At 59.4% G+C, this 19,839-nt stretch carries 19 protein-coding genes, 2 pseudogenes and 1 riboswitch; of the genes and pseudogenes, 12 read left to right on the forward strand and 9 right to left on the reverse strand.

The window, feature by feature from the left end:
• Positions 1–42: 42 nt before the first annotated feature.
• Positions 43–207: a hypothetical protein gene (locus MUY21_RS14090; RefSeq protein ID WP_248410979.1), complete on the forward strand. Its 165-nt coding sequence runs from the start codon at positions 43–45 to the stop codon at positions 205–207.
• Between the two features lie 7 nt (positions 208–214).
• Here MUY21_RS14090 and MUY21_RS14095 read toward each other — a convergent pair whose 3' ends face one another.
• Positions 215–667, reverse strand: coding sequence for a GNAT family N-acetyltransferase (locus MUY21_RS14095; protein WP_248410980.1), 453 nt, complete (start codon positions 665–667; stop codon positions 215–217).
• Positions 664–1,749, reverse strand: coding sequence for a cobalamin biosynthesis protein CobW (cobW, locus tag MUY21_RS14100; protein ID WP_248410981.1), 1,086 nt, complete (start codon positions 1,747–1,749; stop codon positions 664–666). Before cobW ends, MUY21_RS14095 begins: the two co-directional genes overlap by 4 nt.
• A 33-nt stretch (positions 1,750–1,782) precedes the next feature.
• Positions 1,783–1,983, reverse strand: a riboswitch (cobalamin riboswitch).
• A gap of 203 nt (positions 1,984–2,186) precedes the next feature.
• Between cobW and smc the strand changes: the two genes are divergently transcribed.
• Both smc and MUY21_RS14110 read left to right on the forward strand, forming a co-directional pair.
• Positions 2,187–5,642, forward strand: a complete 3,456-nt coding sequence (gene smc / locus MUY21_RS14105) for a chromosome segregation protein SMC (protein ID WP_248410982.1) — start codon at positions 2,187–2,189, stop codon at positions 5,640–5,642.
• 63 nt (positions 5,643–5,705) lie between these two features.
• Entirely contained in the window at positions 5,706–6,173 is a 468-nt protein-coding gene (locus MUY21_RS14110) for a YbjN domain-containing protein (RefSeq protein WP_248410983.1), read from the forward strand.
• 35 nt (positions 6,174–6,208) lie between these two features.
• Here MUY21_RS14110 and MUY21_RS14115 read toward each other — a convergent pair whose 3' ends face one another.
• Genes MUY21_RS14115 through MUY21_RS14130 form a run of 4 tightly spaced genes read right to left on the reverse strand, consistent with a single transcriptional unit; the run spans position 6,209 to position 9,668 of the window.
• The gene (locus MUY21_RS14115) at positions 6,209–7,393 is read right to left on the reverse strand and encodes a lytic murein transglycosylase (RefSeq protein WP_248410984.1); all 1,185 of its coding nucleotides are present in this window, start codon (positions 7,391–7,393) and stop codon (positions 6,209–6,211) included.
• A gap of 45 nt (positions 7,394–7,438) precedes the next feature.
• A complete protein-coding gene (cbiB, locus tag MUY21_RS14120) occupies positions 7,439–8,356 on the reverse strand; it encodes an adenosylcobinamide-phosphate synthase CbiB (RefSeq protein ID WP_248410985.1) in 918 nt (305 codons plus the stop codon).
• Positions 8,353–9,300, reverse strand: a complete 948-nt coding sequence (locus MUY21_RS14125; protein ID WP_248410986.1) for a threonine-phosphate decarboxylase — start codon at positions 9,298–9,300, stop codon at positions 8,353–8,355. The genes cbiB and MUY21_RS14125 overlap by 4 nt, the downstream gene beginning before the upstream one ends.
• Positions 9,297–9,668: a DUF1636 domain-containing protein gene (locus MUY21_RS14130; RefSeq protein WP_248410987.1), complete on the reverse strand. Its 372-nt coding sequence runs from the start codon at positions 9,666–9,668 to the stop codon at positions 9,297–9,299. The genes MUY21_RS14125 and MUY21_RS14130 overlap by 4 nt, the downstream gene beginning before the upstream one ends.
• Positions 9,669–9,854: 186 nt before the next feature.
• Here MUY21_RS14130 and MUY21_RS14135 point away from each other — a divergent pair, with 186 nt between their 5' ends.
• The 3 genes from MUY21_RS14135 to MUY21_RS14145 are packed head-to-tail and all read left to right on the forward strand — an operon-like array spanning position 9,855 to position 11,822.
• Positions 9,855–10,223 (forward strand): response regulator, encoded by a 369-nt coding sequence (locus MUY21_RS14135; protein ID WP_248410988.1) that lies wholly within the window; start codon positions 9,855–9,857, stop codon positions 10,221–10,223.
• Between the two features lie 46 nt (positions 10,224–10,269).
• Entirely contained in the window at positions 10,270–10,911 is a 642-nt protein-coding gene (locus tag MUY21_RS14140; RefSeq protein ID WP_248410989.1) for an HAD family phosphatase, read from the forward strand.
• Complete coding sequence (locus MUY21_RS14145) at positions 10,908–11,822, forward strand: ornithine cyclodeaminase (RefSeq protein WP_248410990.1); 915 nt, start codon at positions 10,908–10,910, stop codon at positions 11,820–11,822. The genes MUY21_RS14140 and MUY21_RS14145 overlap by 4 nt, the downstream gene beginning before the upstream one ends.
• Here MUY21_RS14145 and MUY21_RS14150 read toward each other — a convergent pair.
• Both MUY21_RS14150 and rpsU read right to left on the reverse strand, forming a co-directional pair.
• The gene (locus MUY21_RS14150; protein ID WP_248410991.1) at positions 11,819–12,271 is read right to left on the reverse strand and encodes a hypothetical protein; all 453 of its coding nucleotides are present in this window, start codon (positions 12,269–12,271) and stop codon (positions 11,819–11,821) included. The two genes, MUY21_RS14145 and MUY21_RS14150, sit on opposite strands and share 4 nt — an antisense overlap.
• A gap of 136 nt (positions 12,272–12,407) precedes the next feature.
• Complete coding sequence (gene rpsU, locus MUY21_RS14155; RefSeq protein ID WP_091427324.1) at positions 12,408–12,614, reverse strand: 30S ribosomal protein S21; 207 nt, start codon at positions 12,612–12,614, stop codon at positions 12,408–12,410.
• Between the two features lie 108 nt (positions 12,615–12,722).
• On the opposite strand from rpsU, the gene MUY21_RS14160 reads away from it, so the two are divergent.
• Positions 12,723–13,412, forward strand: a complete 690-nt coding sequence (locus MUY21_RS14160) for a COQ9 family protein (RefSeq protein WP_248410992.1) — start codon at positions 12,723–12,725, stop codon at positions 13,410–13,412.
• Positions 13,409–14,395 carry an NAD(P)H-quinone oxidoreductase gene (locus MUY21_RS14165; protein ID WP_248410993.1) on the forward strand — a complete coding sequence of 329 codons (987 nt, stop codon included), beginning with the start codon at positions 13,409–13,411 and terminating at the stop codon, positions 14,393–14,395. The genes MUY21_RS14160 and MUY21_RS14165 overlap by 4 nt, the downstream gene beginning before the upstream one ends.
• 428 nt (positions 14,396–14,823) lie before the next feature.
• Here the strand turns inward: MUY21_RS14165 and MUY21_RS14170 are convergent.
• A pseudogene (locus MUY21_RS14170) lies at positions 14,824–15,204 on the reverse strand (DNA-processing protein DprA); the annotation flags it as partial.
• An 81-nt stretch (positions 15,205–15,285) separates the two neighbouring features.
• On the opposite strand from MUY21_RS14170, the pseudogene MUY21_RS14175 reads away from it, so the two are divergent.
• The 4 genes and pseudogenes from MUY21_RS14175 (at position 15,286) to MUY21_RS14190 (ending at position 19,645) form a co-directional block, all read left to right on the forward strand.
• Positions 15,286–16,456 (forward strand): annotated as a pseudogene (locus tag MUY21_RS14175) (IS3 family transposase).
• A 260-nt stretch (positions 16,457–16,716) separates the two neighbouring features.
• A complete protein-coding gene (locus MUY21_RS14180; RefSeq protein ID WP_248410994.1) occupies positions 16,717–18,030 on the forward strand; it encodes a glycosyltransferase N-terminal domain-containing protein in 1,314 nt (437 codons plus the stop codon).
• On the forward strand, positions 18,027–18,836 hold the full coding sequence (locus MUY21_RS14185; protein WP_248410995.1) for a hypothetical protein: 810 nt from the start codon (positions 18,027–18,029) through the stop codon (positions 18,834–18,836). The genes MUY21_RS14180 and MUY21_RS14185 overlap by 4 nt, the downstream gene beginning before the upstream one ends.
• 65 nt (positions 18,837–18,901) lie before the next feature.
• Entirely contained in the window at positions 18,902–19,645 is a 744-nt protein-coding gene (locus MUY21_RS14190) for a hypothetical protein (RefSeq protein ID WP_248410996.1), read from the forward strand.
• Positions 19,646–19,839: the final 194 nt, after the last annotated feature.

Raw genomic sequence — 19,839 nt, forward strand, 5'->3', positions numbered from 1 at the left:
GTTATGCGACCGGACAAGCATATGCCCGATCAAGGTGGACCCATGGATTACAAAGCAGCCGGCGCGCCCAAACCCGCCAAAGGCGCCCCGCGCCACGCCGAACACAATGCCCGCGGCACCGAGAAGAACCCTCTGAACCGCGAGGACGACAAATCAGCCCTTCTGGCGCGGATGAAAGCGGCGGCGGAACGGGCAAAGAAGACGTAAGCGCGGATCACAGCGTCTTCTCCATGAAGATCGAACTGTTCGCCTCGGGATAGTCCCCGAACGGGGCGCAGATACGGAACCCGGCACGCTGGTAAAGTCGGTGCGCGGCATGAAGTACGTTGCCCGTTTCCAGCTTCAGGGCAGCAAGCCCTTTCTGGCGGGCGGTCTTTTCGATCCGCGCCAGCATTGCCTCGCCCACGCCCTTGCCACGGGCATCGGGGGCTACGAACATCGACTTTACCTCGCCATAGCTGCCTTTGTCGGCCAATGCTCCGGTGCCCAACACCTGTTCGCCCTCACGCGCTACGAAAAAAGAGATTTCGGGCACGCAAAGCTGGTCGATGTCGAGGAAGAAGTTGTCCTCCGGCGGGAAGAGCTCTTCCATCAACGCGTGGCTTTGTTTCAGCAGCGCCGTTGCCCCGGGATCGCGGGGATCGCCGGGGGTCACGTCAATGGTCATGCCACCAGGGCCTTTTCGATGGCGGCGCGATCCAGACCGGACTGGCCGATCACCACCAGACGGGTTTCACGCGGCAGCGCACCGAAGGGCTGATCGTAATAGGTATCGACGCGCGGGCCGACCGCCTGCAGGGTCAGGCGCATGGGCTTGCCTGACACGGCGGCAAAGCCTTTCAGGCGCAGGATGTTGTGGTCGCGGATCGTCTGGGCGACCTGTTCGGCAAAGGCATTTGGGTCGGCCACCTCATCCCGCGTGACCACGAAACTTTCGAACGCGTCATGGTCATGGTCGTGATGATGGTGGTGGTCGTCATCGTGATGGTCGTCATGGTCGTGATGGTCATCATGATGATGCCCCTGCTCGTGCAACGACAGGCGTGCGTCCATGTCATCTTCGGCACCGACGCCCTGCCCTAACAGAACTTCAACCGGCAACACACCCATCGACGTGCGCACGACCTGCACGCCCTGACGTGCCTCGCCCGACAGCTTGCCCACCAGCGCGTCGGCTTCGTCACCGTTCAACAGGTCGGCTTTGTTCACCACGATCATGTCGGCGCAGGCCACCTGATCCTTGAACAGTTCGGACAGAGGCGTTTCGTGATCAAGGTTTTCGTCCAGTTTGCGCTGCGCTTCGACAGCGGCAAGGTTCGATGCAAACTGCCCGTCAAACACGGCTTTGCCGTCCACCACGGTGACGACACCATCGACGGTCACGCGTGTGGAAATCTCGGGCCACTGAAAGGCACGAACAAGGGGTTGCGGCAGTGCCAGACCCGATGTTTCGATCACGATGTGATCCGGCGGCGTGTCGCGGTCCAGCAGTTTTTCCAGCGTCGGGATGAAATCTTCTGCCACGGTGCAGCAGATGCAGCCGTTCGACAGCTCCATGATATCGTCTTCCGTGCAGGTTTCATCCCCGCAGCCTTTCAGGATGTCGCCATCCACGCCAAGATCGCCAAATTCGTTGATGATCAGCGCGATGCGTTTGCCATTCGCGTTGTCCAGCATGTGACGGATCAGCGTGGTCTTGCCCGCGCCCAGAAAGCCCGTGACGACGGTGGCCGGTATCTTTGCTTGCATCTTGTCCTCCATACCCCGTCTCCCCGACGGGTGGGTTGCGTTTTCTTGCATGGCAGGTCTCCTGGCTTCGCGGGTCGAGGCCCCTGCCGCCTTCCCAGCCCAACAGGCCAGTGGCATTGTGCAGGTGCTCTCCGCTTACAGTCGCGGGGGCGGCTGCAGCATCAGGCCCCGGATTGGGTCGCCTCCGCTGCATTCCCTCTGGTCCCAATGGGAACCATGCCGGACTTGTTTGCCGCGCAGGGGTCGGCGGGGTCAAGACGGAAACCGACCCGATGGGCCGGTTTGGCGGCAATCGACTGTGAATGGGCTTCGTGGGGATGCAATATCTTGTGGATAACCCGCCGGTTCCACCCATATGTCGATGTCTGCCGTTGACTCGCCCTCGTTCCGTCGGAAAACTCCGTATTCAAGAAGAATCAAAAGATGAGGCAGACCGCTTGCGGTTTTCTAAACTCCGACTGAATGGCTTCAAAAGCTTCGTGGACCCGACCGATCTGGTGATCGCAGACGGGTTGACGGGTGTGGTCGGGCCAAACGGCTGCGGAAAGTCGAACCTGCTGGAAGCCTTGCGCTGGGTGATGGGCGAAAACCGCCCGACCGCAATGCGCGGCGGCGGGATGGAAGATGTGATCTTCGCCGGTGCCTCGACCCGGCCGGCCCGTAATTTTGCCGAGGTGGCGCTGCTGCTGGACAACAGCGAGCGGTTAGCCCCGTCTGGCTTCAACGACAACGACAATCTTGAGATTGTGCGCCGGATCACCCGCGACGCAGGGTCGGCCTATAAGGTCAACACCAAGGACGTTCGCGCACGCGATGTGCAGATGCTGTTCGCCGACGCTTCGACCGGGGCGCATTCGCCCGCGCTGGTGCGTCAGGGGCAGATTTCAGAGCTGATCAACGCCAAGCCAAAGGCGCGCCGACGTATTCTGGAGGAAGCCGCCGGGATTTCGGGTCTGTATCAGCGGCGTCACGAGGCCGAACTGAAGCTGAAAGGCACTGAAACCAATCTGGCGCGCGTCGATGATGTGATCGAGCAATTGGCCTCGCAACTGGGGCAATTGGCGCGGCAGGCCCGTCAGGCGGCGCGGTATCGCACCATCGGTGACGATCTGCGCCGCGCCGAAGGGCTGCTTCTGTATCGCCGCTGGAAAGAGGCCGATACGGCACGCGCCGAGGCCGAAGCCCAACTTACCGAACGGGTGAAAGCCGCCGGTGCCGCCGAAGGGGTGGCGCGCGCTGCCGCCAAAGCCCGGCAGGAAGCCGAGGACCGCCTGCCGCCCCTGCGCGAAGAAGAAGCGGTCGCGGCTGCGGTCCTGCAGCGCCTGCAAGTGCAACGCGACCAGTTGGCGGATCAGGAAGCACAGGCCCGCCAGCGCATCGAAACCCTGACCGCCCGGATTGCCCAACTGTCCCGCGACATCGACCGTGAAAGCGGCTTGAACAAGGATGCTGGCGAAACGATTGAGCGGTTGGAATGGGAACAGACGCAGATCACCAAGGCGTCGGAAGGTCACGATGCCGCGCTGGAAGCCGCCAGCACCGATGCCCGCGACAGCGCCGCGATCCTGCAGGAACGCGAGGGCGACCTGTCGCAACTGACCGAAGATGTTGCCCGTCTGGCCGCGCGTCACCAATCTGCCCACCGCCTGCTGGAAGACAGCCGCAAGTCGCTTGAGAAAAGCGAAGGCGAAGCCCAGCGCGCCCGTGCTGCAATGGACGAGGCAAAAGCCGCCTTGGACAAGGCCGGTACGGATTACGAGGCCGCCAAGACCGCCGAAGCCACCGCCGCAAAGGTCGCCGAGGACGCCGAGGCGGCTCTGGTTGCCGCCGACGAGGCCCGCGCCGACGCACAGGCCCGCGAGGCAGACGCCCGCGCCGCCCGGTCTGCCGCCGAAGGTGAAGTCAACGCGCTTCACGCCGAAGTTCAGGCGTTGGCGCGGCTGGTCGAACGCGATGCTGCCGAAGGCGGTCAGGTGCTGGACGATCTGCGGGTGAAACCGGGCTATGAAAAGGCGCTTGGCGCGGCTCTGGCCGATGACCTGCGTGCGCCGGTGATCGACGGCGATGCGCCGTCGGGCTGGGCCGCGTTGCCCGCCTATTCACAGGCGCAAGCCTTGCCAGATGGTGTCAGCGCCCTGTCCAACTTTGTCACCGTGCCCGAGGTGCTGGCGCGCCGGATGAGCCAGGTTGGTTTGGCCCGCACGGCTGACGCCGCACGGCTTCAGTCTGAATTGAAGCCCGGTCAACGGCTGGTCTCGATGGAAGGGGACTTGTGGCGCTGGGATGGGTTCCGCGCAGGCGCGGAAGATCAGCCGTCGACCGCCGCCCTGCGGCTTGAGCAGTTGAACCGCCTGCAAGAGTTGAAGCAGGATCTGGAGGACGCCACTGCGCGCGCGGATGGCGCGCGGGCGGCGCATGAATCGCTCAAGACGCGGCTTGTTGAAACGACCGAAGCCGACAAGCGCGCCCGCGATGCCCGTCGCGATGCGGACCGCGCGATGGCCGACGCCAATCGCGCCCTGTCACGTGCCGAAGCCGACCGGAACATCGCAGGCGGCAAGCTGGAAAACCTCGGCATGGCGCTGAAACGCCACGAAGAAGAAACCATGGGCGCGCGGCAGAGATTGATCGAAGCCGAACGCGGCGTGGCCGATCTGGGCGATCTGGACGCGGCGCGAGTGCAGGTTGAGGACGTCAAGATGGCGGTCGAAGCCGCACGGATGACGATGATGACAAAGCGATCAGCCCATGACGAGTTGCGCCGCGAAGGCGAGGCCCGCACCCGCCGAAGCCAGGAAATCATCAAGGAAATCTCGGGCTGGAAGCATCGTCTGGAAACAGCGGGCAAGCGGATTGCCGAGCTGGAAGAACGCAAGGTCGACAGCGAAGCTGAACTGACCGAGGCCAGCGCCGCGCCTGACGCGCTGGTCGCCAAGCGGGCTGAACTGGCCGATGCGATTGATGACGCCGAGGCCCGGCGCAAAGCCGCCGCCGATACGCTGGCCGAAGCCGAAACGGCCGAACGGAACGCGACCACTGCGGAACGCGATGCCGAACGTGCCGCCGGTGAAGCCCGCGAGGCCCGCGCCCGCGCCGAAGCCCGGACCGAGGCCGCGCGTGAAACCGTCACCGCAGCCGCCGAACGGATCGCCGAAGACATGGAAACCACGCCGGACGCGCTGCTGGAAACCCTTGGGGCTGATCCCGATAAAATGCCCTCGGCCGAACAGATCGAACATGACGTGAACCGCCTGAAACGTCAGCGCAACGCGCTGGGGGCTGTGAACCTGCGCGCAGAAGAGGACGCGAAAGAGGTTCAGGAAGAACATGATAATCTGCTGCAGGAAAAGACCGATCTGGAAGAGGCGATCAAGAAGTTACGCAGCGGTATTGCCAGTCTGAACAAGGAAGGACGAGAACGCCTTCTGACCGCGTTCGAGCAGGTAAATGCCAGCTTTGGCAATCTGTTCACCCACCTGTTTGGCGGTGGTGAAGCAAAGCTGGTGTTGGTCGAAAGCGATGATCCGCTGGAGGCCGGGCTGGAGATCATGTGCCAGCCACCGGGCAAGAAGCTGTCGACGCTCAGCCTGCTGTCGGGCGGAGAGCAGACCCTGACCGCCTTGGCGTTGATTTTTGCCGTTTTCCTGGCAAACCCGGCCCCGATCTGTGTGCTGGACGAGGTCGACGCGCCGCTGGATGACGCAAACGTCACGCGGTTCTGCGACCTTCTGGATGAAATGACCCGGCGCACGGATACCCGGTTCCTGATCATCACGCACCACGCGGTCACCATGGCGCGGATGGATCGCCTGTTTGGCGTGACCATGGCAGAAATGGGCGTGAGCCAATTGGTCAGCGTCGATCTGAAGAAAGCCGAAGCCCTGGTCGCCTGACCGTTGCATTGCATGGCCCGGCGATTTCTTTTAGGGTCGATCAAACGTATCAGGAGCAATATCATGAGTTTTCAATCGCTTGCGGCGTCTGCACTGATTGCCGTCGGCCTGGCGTCAAGCGCCTGCGCCGACCCGATCAAGGCATCCGACCCGCAATCCGTGCTGACCTATTTCCAGGATATCGGGGCGCCGGCCACTTTGACCGAGGACAGTGTTGGCGATCCCTTGATCGAGCTTCAGTATTACGGGACGACCTTTGCTGTTTTCTTCTATGGCTGCTCGGATAACGTGAACTGCAATTCGATCCAGTTCTATGCAGGGTATACACCGGAAAGCGAGATTTCCCGCGACGCCCTGAACCAGTGGAATGCCGAACAGCGGTATGGCCGCGTCTATGAAGATGCCGAAGGGCGCAAGAAACTGGAATATGACATCTACACCGGCAATGCCGGGGTAGACTCGGCTGATTTCGACGAAATGTTCGATATCTGGACCGAGTTGGTCAAAAGTTTCGAGGCGCAGATGTCCTGACGCAGCCCGTGGATACGGCGATGCCTGTCAGGCCGCTACAGGGCGTTCAGCAATTGCGCGGTCGGCCACGCATCTGCTGGCAAACCAAGCCGGATTTGTTCCTTCTGCACGGCAGCCCGCGTCATGGCACCTAGAATACCATCGACCTTGCCGACATCGTGCCCGCGCGCCTGTAGCTTCTTCTGAAGCGCCTTCATCTGCTGGTCCGAAAACGCCGGATCCGGGTTGCCTGCATTATAAACCGGCGCGCCTTCCAACCGAGTGGCGAAATAGGCTGCGGTGGTCACATAGACGAAGCTCTTGTTCCATTCGAAATAGACGTTGAAATTCGGATAGGCGATGAAGGCTGGCCCCTTGCGCCCCTGCGGTAACAGGATCGACGCTTGCAGACCAGGCGCCCCGAAAGACCCGTGCCGCGGGGCGACCCCAAGGGCGTCCCATTCGGCAACACTCAGCGTTTTGTCCAACCCGGTTTGAGACCAATCCAGGTCTTGCGGCACTGCCACCTCTTGCAACCATGGTTCGCCCGCGCGCCAGCCCAGCTTCCTGAGCATGTTCGCCCCGGACAGAAGCGCATCGGCGGGTGATGTGCGCAGATCGACCGACCCATTCCCGTCGGCGTCCACGCCCGCTTCGATGATGTCACCGGGCAGCATCTGGACCATGCCAATCTCGCCCGCCCACGCCCCTTTCGAGGTCTTGGGGTTGAAGCTGCCCCGCTCGAACAGTTCGAGCGCGGCAAAGACCTGCGGCTGGAACAGTTCGGGGCGCCGGCAATCATGCGACAGGGTCATCAGGGAATTCAGCGTGTTGAAATCGCCCTGCACCGCGCCATAGTCGGTCTCGAACGCCCAGAAGGCAGTCAGAACGCCCCGGCTGACGCCATAGGTCTGCTCCATCTGATCATAGATTGCGGCGTGTTTCTGCATCATCGCCTTGCCACGCGCCATCCGGTCCTGACTGATCAGGCGGCGGGAAAAGTCGATGAACGGGCGCTGAAAAATGCCCTGCGTGCGGTCCGCCTTGATGGTCGCCGGATCGTGGCGGGCCGAGGCAAAGAAGGTGTCAACGGTGTCTTGCGCATAGCCACGATTGATTGCTTCGGCCTTCATGGCGGCAGTGAAATCACGGAAGGTTCCCCCGCATTCCACAATGGCGGCCTGCGACGGAGCGGCGCCAACGAATACCATCGCAGCGGCGTAGGACAGGAACTTGATCATGGTGCACCCTCGTGTTGAACGTGGGTGCACGTTACCTGATTGAACTTAGGTGACAACCGCCAGCAGGATCACAAAACCGAGCATCACAAGCCAACCTGCCCACAGAAGATCGACGGATTGGTCGATCTCTTTCGGGCCGATGTCGCGGGTGCCTTCGGCGTTGACCCATGGAAAGCTGCGCATTTCGCCTTCGTAAGAGCGCGGTCCGGACAGGGCGACGCCCAAAACCGCCGCCATCGCGGCCTCTGGCCAGCCCGCGTTGGGCGAACGGTGCAGGGGGGCATCCCGCCGGATCACACGCCACGTGCTCCAATGCCGCCGGCTGGCCATGATCAGAAGGGCGGAAAGACGCGCGGGCACCCAGTTCAGCACGTCATCCAGCCGGGCGGCGAACTTGCCGAAGGCCTCGTGACGCGGTGTGCGATACCCGATCATGCTGTCGGCCGTATTGACCAGCTTGTAGGCGAGGATCCCCGGCAACCCGGCGATCAGGAACCAGAACGCAGGCGCCACCACCCCGTCCGAGAAATTCTCGGCCGCACTTTCCACCGCGCTGCGGGCGATGGCGGCTTCGTCCATTTCGGCAGTGTCACGCCCGACAATCTGGCTGACCGCCTTCCGCCCTTCGCCAACCGATTGGCGCAGCGCGTCCGCCACCGCCTGCACATGTTGCGCCAGTGATTTCTGCGCCAGCAGGATGGCGACGACGATCACCTCGAGAACACCCCCGGGTGACAGATCTTCAATGGCCCACCCGATCATCACGACAATCACGCAAAAAGCCAGCATCCCAAGTGCGCCGTTGGCCATCGGCTTGTCGCCCTTGTTGAATGTTTCGTCCAGCCAGTCGATCGCGCGCCCCATCAGGATCGCCGGATGTGGCACACGCTTCCACAGCCATTCGGGTTCCCCAAACAGCGCATCCAGCAACAGCGCCAGTGCAAGGATCGTTGGGCCGCTCATAAAGCACGCTCCAACTGCGACCATCCGGTTGCGGGGGGCAGACCGAGCCGCAGCCAACGGTCCGAATAGGGAAACACCCGCGACCAGATATGCGCCCTGGCCAATCGTGTCTGCCACGCCGTCGCATCATCCACACCGAAAAGTCGGAACAATGATGTTCCACCCACCAACTCTGCGCCTTTGCCGATCAGCAGCGCATCCAGCCGGGCCGCATCCTCGGCAAGCCGGGCGCGGGTGCGGTTGGCCCAGTCGCGATCGTCCAGCGCCCGGGCTCCAACCTCCAGCGCCGGGCCCGAGACCTGCCACGGTCCGATCGCCTCGTGCAGTCGGGCGATCAGGGTCGCATCGCCAATGACGAACCCCAGCCGCAGTCCGGCCAGCCCCCAGAACTTCCCGAAGCTTTTCAGGATCAGAACGCCGGGCTTTGTGGTGAGCTTTATGTGTGACGCGTCGGGCGTGACGTCGCAGAAGCTCTCGTCGATCACGGTCAGCGGCTGATTGAGCTCAGGCAACGTCCATCGCCGCCCGTCCGGATTATTCGGATGCACCATCACGCGGGCGTCACCGGTGCCTTCTTCCGTGACGCGCCAGCCCTGCGCCTGAAAGGCGGCGGCATGTTCGTTATAGGTCGGGCCGGGGATCACAACGCGGCCCGCAGGGAGCAACGATGGAATGCGTGCGATCAGGGCCGAAGCACCGGGCGCGGCAAGAACCGCCGCATCATCGGGCACCGCCCAGAACTGGCGGGCGGCTTGTTCCAGCCGGTCAAAGGCACATTGGTCTGGCAAACTGGTCCAGGCATCGGGGGGCACGTCACCCACCGGATAGGGCATGGGATTGATCCCGGTGGAGAGATCCAGCCAATCAGCGCGCGTCCCACCATGACGGGCGATGGCGGCATCCAACCCGCCACCATGGTCACGTATCGGCGCGACGTGGTTCATTCGCCGTCAGGCAGGGGCATGTGGCGTGTCACGAAATGCCCCTTCACCGCCTGCGGCCATTCCCGGTAAGGCACCTGGCCCGACGTGCTTTCGGCGTGGGCCTTGGCATAGTCCACCACGCCCTGCGCCGCCTCGTCCGTCGGGTCGAACTTTCCCAACGTATAGGACAGCTTGCCGTCTGCCTGAATGGCGACATTGCAGCTGTTGTCACACCCCATCAGACAGGATACGCGGCGGGTCTTGATGGCTGTGCCCAGGGCATGCTCTTCAATCAGCGCCGCCAGCACCTCGCCATCCGTCAGCGGGTTCTGGGTGGCGTCCCAGCCTTCGCGTTTGCAGGTGTCACAGATCGTGATCCATGTGGTCATGTCGCGCTCCTTGTCCTGCTGCGGGTTGAACCGGAAAACCGGGTGAATTTCAATGGCGGATACGGCATTTGGCACCCCGGGCGCGGCATCCTGTACCCACGCGGCACTTTGCCCATTAACCTTTCCCCCGCTTCGGCATAGATATGTTGGCTTGGACATGCGATCCTGAAAGGTGGAGTGCATATGATGCGGGTGCTGATTGTCGAAACAAACCCGGCGCTGACCAGGCTGTGGTCGGATCACTTGCTGCGGCAGAAAATCGCAGTGGATTGCGCGCATGACCCGGATCAAGCGAGGGATCTGCTGGATCAACAGAGTTATGACGTGGTGGCGGTGAACACGGATTTTGCCGGGGGAAAAGGGATCGTGATTGCTGATTACGTGGCCTTTCGTTTGCCGCAGGCGCGCGTGGTCTTTGTGACCTCAAGCACATTCTTTTCGGACGGGTCGATCTTCAATCACATCACCAATGCCCATGCCTGCGTATCCGCCGACACGCCGTCCGAGGATCTGGCCAATGTCATTGCCTTTCATGGATCGTCCAAGGGCGGTTAGGATGAAACCCGCTTGCGCCGCGACCCGGTATTGCTAGGGTCTGGGCATGACACGAAACGCCTCCTTCCTGCCTGCCGTCGGTGCCGTTGTATTTGACATTGGCAATGTGCTTATTCGCTGGCAACCCGAAGACCTGTATGACCGGTGGATCGGGCAAGAACGCCGTCAACAGATGTTCGATACGCTCGACCTGCATGAGATGAACGACCGGGTTGACCGGGGCGGCGTGTTTCGCGACGTGATCTATGATTTCGCCGAGGCCAACCCCGACTACCGGACCGAGATCCGCTGGTGGCATGATCGTTGGCTGAACATGGCACAACCTGCCATCGACCTGTCGGTGCAAACCCTGCGCGCGCTGAAGCGGCGCGGTTATCCGGTATTTGCGCTGTCGAATTTCGGGCGTGAGCCGTTCGTGCTGGCCGAAGAGAAATTCGATTTCCTGTCGGATTTCGACCGCCGTTATCTGTCGGGGCATATGGGCGTGGCAAAACCCGACGCGCAGATCTACCAGATGCTGGAAGCCGATTGCGGCCAAGCCCCGCAGGCGTTGCTGTTCGTCGATGACCGGGCCGAGAATATTGCCGCCGCAGATGCGCGGGGCTGGCAGACACATCACTTTACCTCGGCCCGAAATTGGGCCGATCACCTGATCGCACGTGATCTGATTGAAGAGGCCGACCTGTGACACCCGCCATGATCCCCTTCGAAGCCGAAACCCATCTGAATTGGCGCGCGCTGACCGATGCGCTGCTTGACGGTCACAGCCGCCCCAAGGCCGAAATCGGCGACACGTTTCTGTATCGTGGCGAAGATACGATGCTGACCCGGTCGGCCTGGATCGACGGGCTGGGCAGCGCAGTGAAAACCGCCAACATCATGCCCGGCAATCCGGCGCGGGGCGAGCCGATGATCCACGGTGCCGTGAACCTTTATGACGATGTCACCGGGCAATTGGCGGCAATCGTGGACTTCCACCTTGTGACCAAATGGAAAACCGCCGGTGACAGCGTTCTGGGCGCGCGGCTTCTGGCCCGGCCAGACAGCAAGGTTGTGCTGATCGTTGGCGCAGGCACCGTGGGACGCAACCTGCGTAACGCCTATGGCGCGCTGTTTCCCGATGCCCGCTTTCTGATCTGGAATCGTAGCCCCGAGGGTGCCGCGAGATTTGCAGACGAGTGTGACAAGACAGATGTTGTAACGTCACTTGAGGATGGCGTTTCACAGGCCGACATCATCACGTCAGCCACAATGACCACGGACCCGTTGATCAAGGGCAGCTGGCTGCAACCGGGTCAGCATCTGGACCTGATCGGCGCCTATCGCCCGGACATGCGCGAAGCTGACGATACTGCCCTGACCCGCGCCCGCCTGTTCATGGACAGCCGAGACACGGTGCTGGATCATATCGGCGAGTTCAAAGACCCGCTGGCGCGCGGGGTGATCATTCGCGACGACATTGTGGGTGACCTATACGACCAGAAGGACGGCGTGTTCACCCGACAGCCTGACGACATCACGCTGTATAAAAACGGCGGCGGTGCGCATCTGGACCTGATGACCAGCCGGTACATTCTTGAAGCGTGGCGCGGTCGCTAGACCCGTTCAATCCTTGATACCAACGTGGTTGCTTTTCGTTTCTTGTGGCGGCGGGTGTAAACAAAGCGCGCAAACTGCGCTGTGAACCATGCCGCGCGGGGTGCGTCAATCTCGACCGTGTCTGTCCAGACAGCACCCGCCCCGTCCGGCTGGACCGACAGTTCATGATCCCATCTTCTGACGGACGCGTTATGCTCGCGGCTTTGAATGAGCCGCGCCTGATGATCCAGCCGCTCGACAAACATGGTGTGACCGGGGTTCCTGATCAATCCGAACAAGGTAACATCGACCACATATGTTTTTCCCTGCTGCGCAGCCCCCGCGGGCAACCCGTCATAAGTTGCGATGCCCCGCATCGCTTGGACAAGTTCAGCAAACTGGCAAGCCTCGGCGAACACGGCGTCGGCGTCACGCGGATATGTGGCAGTGACAGTGATCCGATAGGTCATGGAGCGACAATACCGCCGACACCCAAGGACGCAAGCGCCAGACATACCCCATCAACAACAAACCCCCGAAGCCAGGCTGCGGGGGTCGTCATGGCGAGCGGTTGACAACCCACTCACCGAAACACTTGGGCGTGATTTACATCATGCCTTCGCGTTGCGCTTTTTTCCGAGCCAGCTTGCGCTGACGGCGAATCGCTTCAGCCTTCTCGCGCGCTTTCTTCTCGGAGGGCTTCTCGAAATGTTGCCGAAGCTTCATTTCGCGGAAGACACCTTCACGCTGAAGTTTCTTCTTCAGCGCACGAAGCGCCTGGTCTACGTTGTTATCGCGAACCGAAACCTGCATGTGGTTGTCACCACCTTTCTAAGTTAGAGTTTGCAGAATTGCAGGAAGCGCCCATCTAACACCCATGACTGCATTTGTCCAGTTCAACCTCAGACACGAGGACCGCACATGATCGAGAAAGAGAAAATGCTGGAAGCCGCGATTGCCCACGTCCCGTTTGACGGGTGGAGCGATGCGACCCTGATCGCCGCTGCACAGGATTGCGACCTGACCGAAGCGGAAGCCCGCGCCATGTTCCCGCGTGGCGCGCTGGACCTTGCGCTGGCCTATCACCGTAAGGGGGACGAGGACATGGTGGCCCGTCTGAACGCCGCCGATCTTGAGGGCATGCGGTTTCGTGACCAGATCGCGGCGGGGGTGCGGTACCGTCTGGAGGTCGCGGACAAAGAACTGGTGCGCCGTGGCATGACGTTCTTTGCCCTGCCGCAGAACGCGGGCGACGGGGCCGCTGCCTTGTGGGCCACCTGCGGGTTGATATGGGAGACGTTGGGCGACAGCTCGACCGATCTGAACTGGTACACCAAACGCGCGACCTTGTCGGCGGTCTATTCCTCTGTCGTGCTGTTCTGGCTGGGCGATGACAGCGAAGGGAACGAGGCCACATGGGCCTTCCTTGACCGCCGTATCGACGATGTGATGAAGATCGAAAAGATCAAGGGTCAGGCGCGTGAAACGGCACTCTACAAGGCGTTTATGTCGGGGCCGGGCAAGATTCTGGACAGCATCAAGGCGCCCGGTGCGCCAAATCCGAACTATCCGGGTCGATGGGAACCGAAAGATACAGGGAACAAAGAATGACTGACACCATGCGCGCAATCGAGATTACAGAAGCCGGCGGACCCGAGGTTCTGCAACTGTCCAAACAGCCGATCCCAGCGCCCGGCCCCGGCGACATCCTGATGCGCGTGGCCTTTGCCGGGGTGAACCGGCCTGACGCGCTGCAGCGGGCGGGGTCATACGCGCCGCCCCCCACCGCCAGCCCCCTGCCCGGCCTTGAGGCTTCAGGCGAGGTCGTGGCGTTGGGCGACGGTGTCACGCAATGGGCCGTGGGCGACAAGGTCTGCGCTCTTCTGCCCGGTGGCGGCTATGCAGAATACGTGACGACCCCGGCCGCCCACGCCCTGCGCGTGCCCGACGGCATGGGCATGAAGGAGGCCGCCTGCTTACCGGAAACCTTCTTCACCGTCTGGTCCAACGTCTTTATGCGCGGCGGGCTGCAAGCGGGCGAGCGGTTCTTGGTGCACGGCGGAAGCTCCGGCATCGGCACGACCGCGATCCAGCTTGCCAACGCCTTCGGCGCGCGGGTGTTCACCACCGCAGGCTCGGACGAAAAATGCGCGGTCTGCCTTAACCTTGGAGCGGAGCGGGCCATCAACTACAAGACCGAAGACTTCGTCGAGGTGATGGAGGCGGAAGGCGGCCCGAATCTGGTCCTCGACATGGTCGGCGGCGATTACATCGCACGCAACATCAAATGCCTAGCGGTCGAAGGCCGCATGGTCCACATCGCCTTCCTGTCCGGCCCCAAGGCCGAGGTCAACTTCGCCATGATCATGGCCAAACGCCTGACCGTGACGGGATCAACCCTGCGCCCGCAATCCGATTTGGCGAAAGCAAGGATCGCCGAGGAACTGGCGGAAAAGGTCTGGCCGCTTCTGGATGCAGGCCGCGCCGCCCCGGTGATGGACCAGACCTTCCTGCTGGAGGACGCCGCAAAAGCGCACGAGAGGATGGAGACGAGCGAGCACATCGGGAAGATTGTGTTGGAGGTTGGGACGTAGGATTCAGGAGGATAGTTTGCGTCAACCTGGATATCTTCGAATGGTCGGTATGCGGGACAGTGCGGGCTTTCGCTACTGTCGCGCCAATGACGGCTTTGGAAATTGGCACCTCGGCTACGCACTTCTGTGAAGAAATAATGGAGAGCCTTGTGATGGAATTTGATGAATAGATTGAGAGCTTTGAACTGCTCAGGGAACTCCTGCCGACCGAAGGGTTTACTTACACTCTCCTGCCCATAAGCTCAAAGGAACGTCGTCGGGGTGCTTCCCAAGCTGTCTAGGACGCCATCATAGTCGTCCTTTGATCGCATCGGCAGCAGATCGGCTTTCAATGTCTTTAGTGTTTTCAGGCCGACAAACTCGGCGAGCCCCACTTTACCACTGAGTAGCAAAAGGTTGGCTCCAAACGTGGATTTCGACAACTGTGCCTACGGGGGCACGATGAAAGCGAGCTTGCGAGGCAACTTGGCGAAATGCCCGGCAGTGAACCGCGAACCGCCATCAGTGCTGCTTTGAACCAGCAATAGCACCTGCGACAAGCCTCCCTGGAGACGGCAAGAGGCGATCACAGAATTCTGATCCTCGGCCGCGCCTGGCGCGAATTCGGAAACCAAAAGTCCTCCTGCTTCCAAGAGTTTCCCTGCACGCTCGGCGATTTTCTTGGAGGCCAAGTTTCGCTCCAGAATATCGAGTCCGCAGGCCATCACGCCAATGGCTCTTGGCAAGAACGCACCGTGATACTTGACCGAACAGATGTCGACGCCGTCCGCTAACCCGTTACAAAGATGTACATTATCCTGCGAAAAATGACGCCCGAGGCGCCCTGAAGTAGTCCCGGAAAACTGGACAGTCGGCTAAGGTGTATCCCAAACCTTTGAAGAGATACGAGAATGGCGAAGCGCCGGAAGTTTACAGACCAGTTTAAGGCCAAGGTGGCGTTGGAAGCGCTGCGAGGCGACAAGACGATCCAGGAGATTGCGGCAAGGCATCAGGTTCACCCGAACCAGGTGAGTACATGGAAACGTCAGGCTGTCGAAGGCATGGCCGATGTGTTTGCCCGTGTCGGCAAACCGGAAGGTCTGACAGAAGCAGAAGTTAAGGAACTCCATGCCAAGATCGGGAGGCTGGCATTCGAGAATGATTTTTTGTTCGAAGGGCTGAAGCGGTGAGCCCGAGAAGAAACGCGCGATGATCAAACAGGATCACCCCGAGCTGAGCATCAGCCAGCAATGTAAGTTGGTGCGGCTCAGTCGATCTGCGTTTTACTACACCCCGGCCGGGGTCGACGCTGACACGCTGGTGATGATGAAACAGATCGACCGGGTCTTCACGAAGTATCCGTTCTTCGGATCACGTCAGATCGTTGCGTACTTAGTCGGGAAGTAACGGTTGACGGGCGGCATCGCGTCCGAAGGCTGATGGCAAAGATGGGCCCGGCGGCAATCTACAAACGCCCTCGGACCATCCAGCCGCATCCCCAGCATCCGGTCTATCCGTACTTGCTTAGAAAGATGCAGATCGAGAGGCCAAACCAGGTCTGGAGCGCCGATATAACCTTCGTCCCGGTGCGAAACGGATTCCTCTATCTCGTGGCGATAATGGATTGGGCGTCGCGCAAGGTCCTGAGCTGGCGGCTGTCGAATACGATGCATGCCGACTTCTGCCCCTCCCGGCAGATTTGCTTTGCAAATCGCCTGCCGGGCAATGGTCGATGCCCTGAACGAAGCCATCGCCAAACACGGCCCTCCCGAGATCATGAATGCAGATCAAGGGTCGCAGTTCACGGGATCGGCTTGGATCTCGACGCTGACCGAGGCAGGCGTGCGCATCTCAATGGATGGGCGCGGGCGTTATCTGGACAACATCTTTATCGAACGGCTGTGGCGCAGTCTGAAGCAGGAAGCGATCTATCTCTAAGAGATCAATGACGGCTTCCAGGCCCGCCGCGTCGGCAAAGACTGGATGGCATTCTACAACGCCGAGCGACCCCATTCCGCGCTTGATCGGCGAACGCCCGACGAGGCATATTGGGCGGGCTTGAAAGAGCAAAAAGCAGCATGAAACCTAAACACGATACACCTTAGAAAAGCTGCAAAATTGTCCGAATAGGTGGGACCACTTCATTGGAATCCTTCATCGCGGGAATGAAACCCCGCTTGATCAATAGTGGAGGACTTGATTTCTCGACCGTCCGCAACGAAAAGACCTGATAATGAGCCAACAATCCTTCACGTCCCTATGCTGAACGGGACTCGCAAATCCAAAAGACGAATAAACTGAGACCCGAAATCAAACTTTATCTTACTCATATATTATACACTTTGATCTGGGTTCTGTTGTTTCCATTTGCTCTTGGATATTTGTTCCTGCGCGGCAGCAAGGACCGGGAATATAGAGAGCATCTGGCCGAGCGTTTTGGTTCATATCAGGATCTCGGCATGTCCTCATCAGTTTGGATTCATGCCGTATCTATGGGCGAGACCATTGCTGTAGCACCCCTAGTCCGGGCGCTGCTTGCACAGGGGGAAAGGGTGATCATAACCCACTTCACTCCTGCAGGGCGGCGCACGTCCCAGTCACTTTTTGCAGAAGATATGGCAGCGGGACGGTTGAAAGCTGTTTATGTACCCTTCGAGTTTGATTGGGTGTTCTCACGGTTTTTTAAAGCTTTTGCCCCGAAATACGGGCTTATCGTCGAGGCCGACATCTGGCCACGCATGATTTCAGCAAGCCGCAGGCGGAGGGTGCCTCTTTTTCTATGCAATGGCCTGTTTTCAAGCCGGAGCGTTGAATTGGACCGAAAGCTTCTTGGCATACGTTCCGGCGTCATGCGTGAGCTTTCTGGCATGATGGTGAAATCGAGCCTTCACAAGGATCGCTTTCATGCAGTGGGCATCAAGAACATCGCCGTCACCGGCGAGCTTCGTTTTGACCAACCCGTGCCAAAACATCATCTGGCAGCAGCCAATGAGCTTAAGGCGTCGGCCGGATTTGCCAATCGCAAAGCCATTGCACTGACCAGCGCGGTCGCGGAAGAAGAGGATCTTCACTTCAGCTATATGAAACATATGCTGGAGCGCGTTGAGGATACTGAAACCAAACCTCTGTTCATCTATGTCCCGCGCGAACCCGAGCGTTTTTCTGGACTGACCCAAAGTTTGAATAGCTATGGCCTGCGGGCCTGTGCGCGCAGCGATTGGCTGGATGCAGACCTTTCAGAGAAAGAAAATCTGACGCTTGACGATATCGATGTGATTGTCGGCAACTCACTTGGTGAAATGTTCTTCTATCTTGCCCTATCAGATATGGTTGTGGTTGGCAGAAGCTTTCATCCGCGCGGATCCCACAATGTGATTGAGCCGCTGCTGCTGGGCAAACCAGTGGTCGTGGGCCCCTATACCTGGAACATCGAATATCCATCGGTGGAAGCGATCGAAGCTGGTGTTCTGACGCAATGCGAAACAATAGAAGAGTTGGAGACCTTCACCCTCGATTTTCTTGCCGACCGTTGGGATGCGCTGAAGTTCACCAACGCCACACGCGATTTCTTGCAGACGCATGCCGGAGCGACTGAAAAATGCATCGCGGCCCTACCAATCCTGTTGAATAATGTGGCACCGGAGGGAACATCATGATTTGCATCTGGGATTTTGACGGAGTCTTGTGCAACTCGCTGTATGAGTGTGCAACCGTCAGTCATTTTGCCATACAATTGCTTGAGGGAACCCTTCCAGCGCTTTCTCGGCATGTTGTGGAAACAACGCTGGAAAGTGGCGAAGTCGACGCGCTGACCGAAGTATTGCGACCGTACCGTCCCTATGTCGTGGACGGGAAGGATTACCTCTATCAAATTGAATATTTCGTGCGCTCAAATCGCCGGTTTTCTTCGTCCAAGGCGTATTGGGAAGCCTTTGATGCCTTGGTGGATGAAGCTAAATCCCGCAAGTTCGACACCATATTTTATGGCACACGCCGCGACCTGCAATACCTGCTCGAAAATCGCTATGATACGTTGTTTACCGCCTATAACGAAGCGGTCGAGGCGCTGCGGGATTCCACAGAATTGTTCGACACCTATATTTGCACAGCCCGGGACAAGGCCGCTGTGATTTCTTTCCTGAAAATGGCCAACCTTCCCTTTGACGAGCAGAAAATTTACTCTCGTGATTTCAACGGAATTTATGACAATGTCGGGCTTGGAAAGTCGCAACAGATTTGTCGCATCCTGAAAGCCAATGGTGGCTTGCAGCAGAAGTTCGTCTTGATCGAGGATCAAGCGAAAGCCCCGCTGGAGCTATATGAAACTTGCACGGCAATGACCGTGTTGCGTGCGGCCTATGGGTATGGGGACGCAGAGCAATGGGCGAAACTGCCCGAGGACCGGCATCAAACAATACTGGAACCTAAGCACCTGGGCGAAGGCCTTCGCCAGTTCAAGTAAAATCAGCCGTACAACATGCCCTGGAAACAGGTCATGATGCGATTGATAAAAGACAGGAGAAAACGATGATTGTTGGACTTTTGACTGGACGCGGGGGAAGTGTTTCCATTCCCGACAAAAATGTCATCGAAGTCTTGGGACGCCCCTTGATGAGTTACGCGGCCTTGATGGCAAATCAATCGAAATTGATTGACGAAGTCTACCTGTCCACCGATGGCGAGAAGCTGAAAGACGTTGGGCGTGAGATGGGGTTGAAGATCATCGACCGCCCCGAAGAACTTGCGCTGCCAACCTCTCAGCACAAAGATGCCCTCACGCATGCACTGTCCGTGCTTGAAGCGGAAGGGAAAAAGCCCGAGATTCTGGTCGTGTTTCTTTGCAATGTCGGCACGCATCGCCCGGGTTTGGTGGATCATTGCATCCAGCAACTTATCGACAACCCCGAACTCGATTCCGTGGTCACGGTCGAAGAACGAAATGAATATCACCCCCTGCGCACCAAGAAGGTTGGCCCGGATGGAAATCTGGTGCCGTTTTTGGAAACCGAAGGTCCAATCTCGACAAACCGGCAAGATCTCGAACCGGCGCTGTTTATCGACCACACGTTTTGGGTGCTCAGGGTTTCAACCTGTTTCGGTCCCGAAGCACAAGGTCAGCAACCTTGGGACTTCATGGGGCAAAGGATCAAGGGCGTTCCAAATTCCGGCAGCATCGACATCCACACGCACGAAGATATTGCCTATACCGAGGCATGGTTGCGCAAATATGGCTGGACGTCAGATGAAACCCCGTCCGGTGATGATATGTGACGCTTAGGTATTGGAGTGTATGCCCTGTTCATTCGGCGCACTCGCACACATCCGCCGTTTGCATCGTTAGTGCCAGAAGAAGGCAATACTGCGAACTTTTACCAAAAATTTGCAGTATGCTGCCATTCATACATAGTGCAGCATCCGTAACTATGGGCTCTGAGCGGACTTCACATGTCATCCCGCCCTCAACA

Origin of the sequence: Aliiroseovarius sp. S2029 (assembly GCF_023195575.1) — a bacterium.
In the GTDB taxonomy this organism is placed as follows: Bacteria; Pseudomonadota; Alphaproteobacteria; order Rhodobacterales; family Rhodobacteraceae; genus Aliiroseovarius; species Aliiroseovarius zhejiangensis.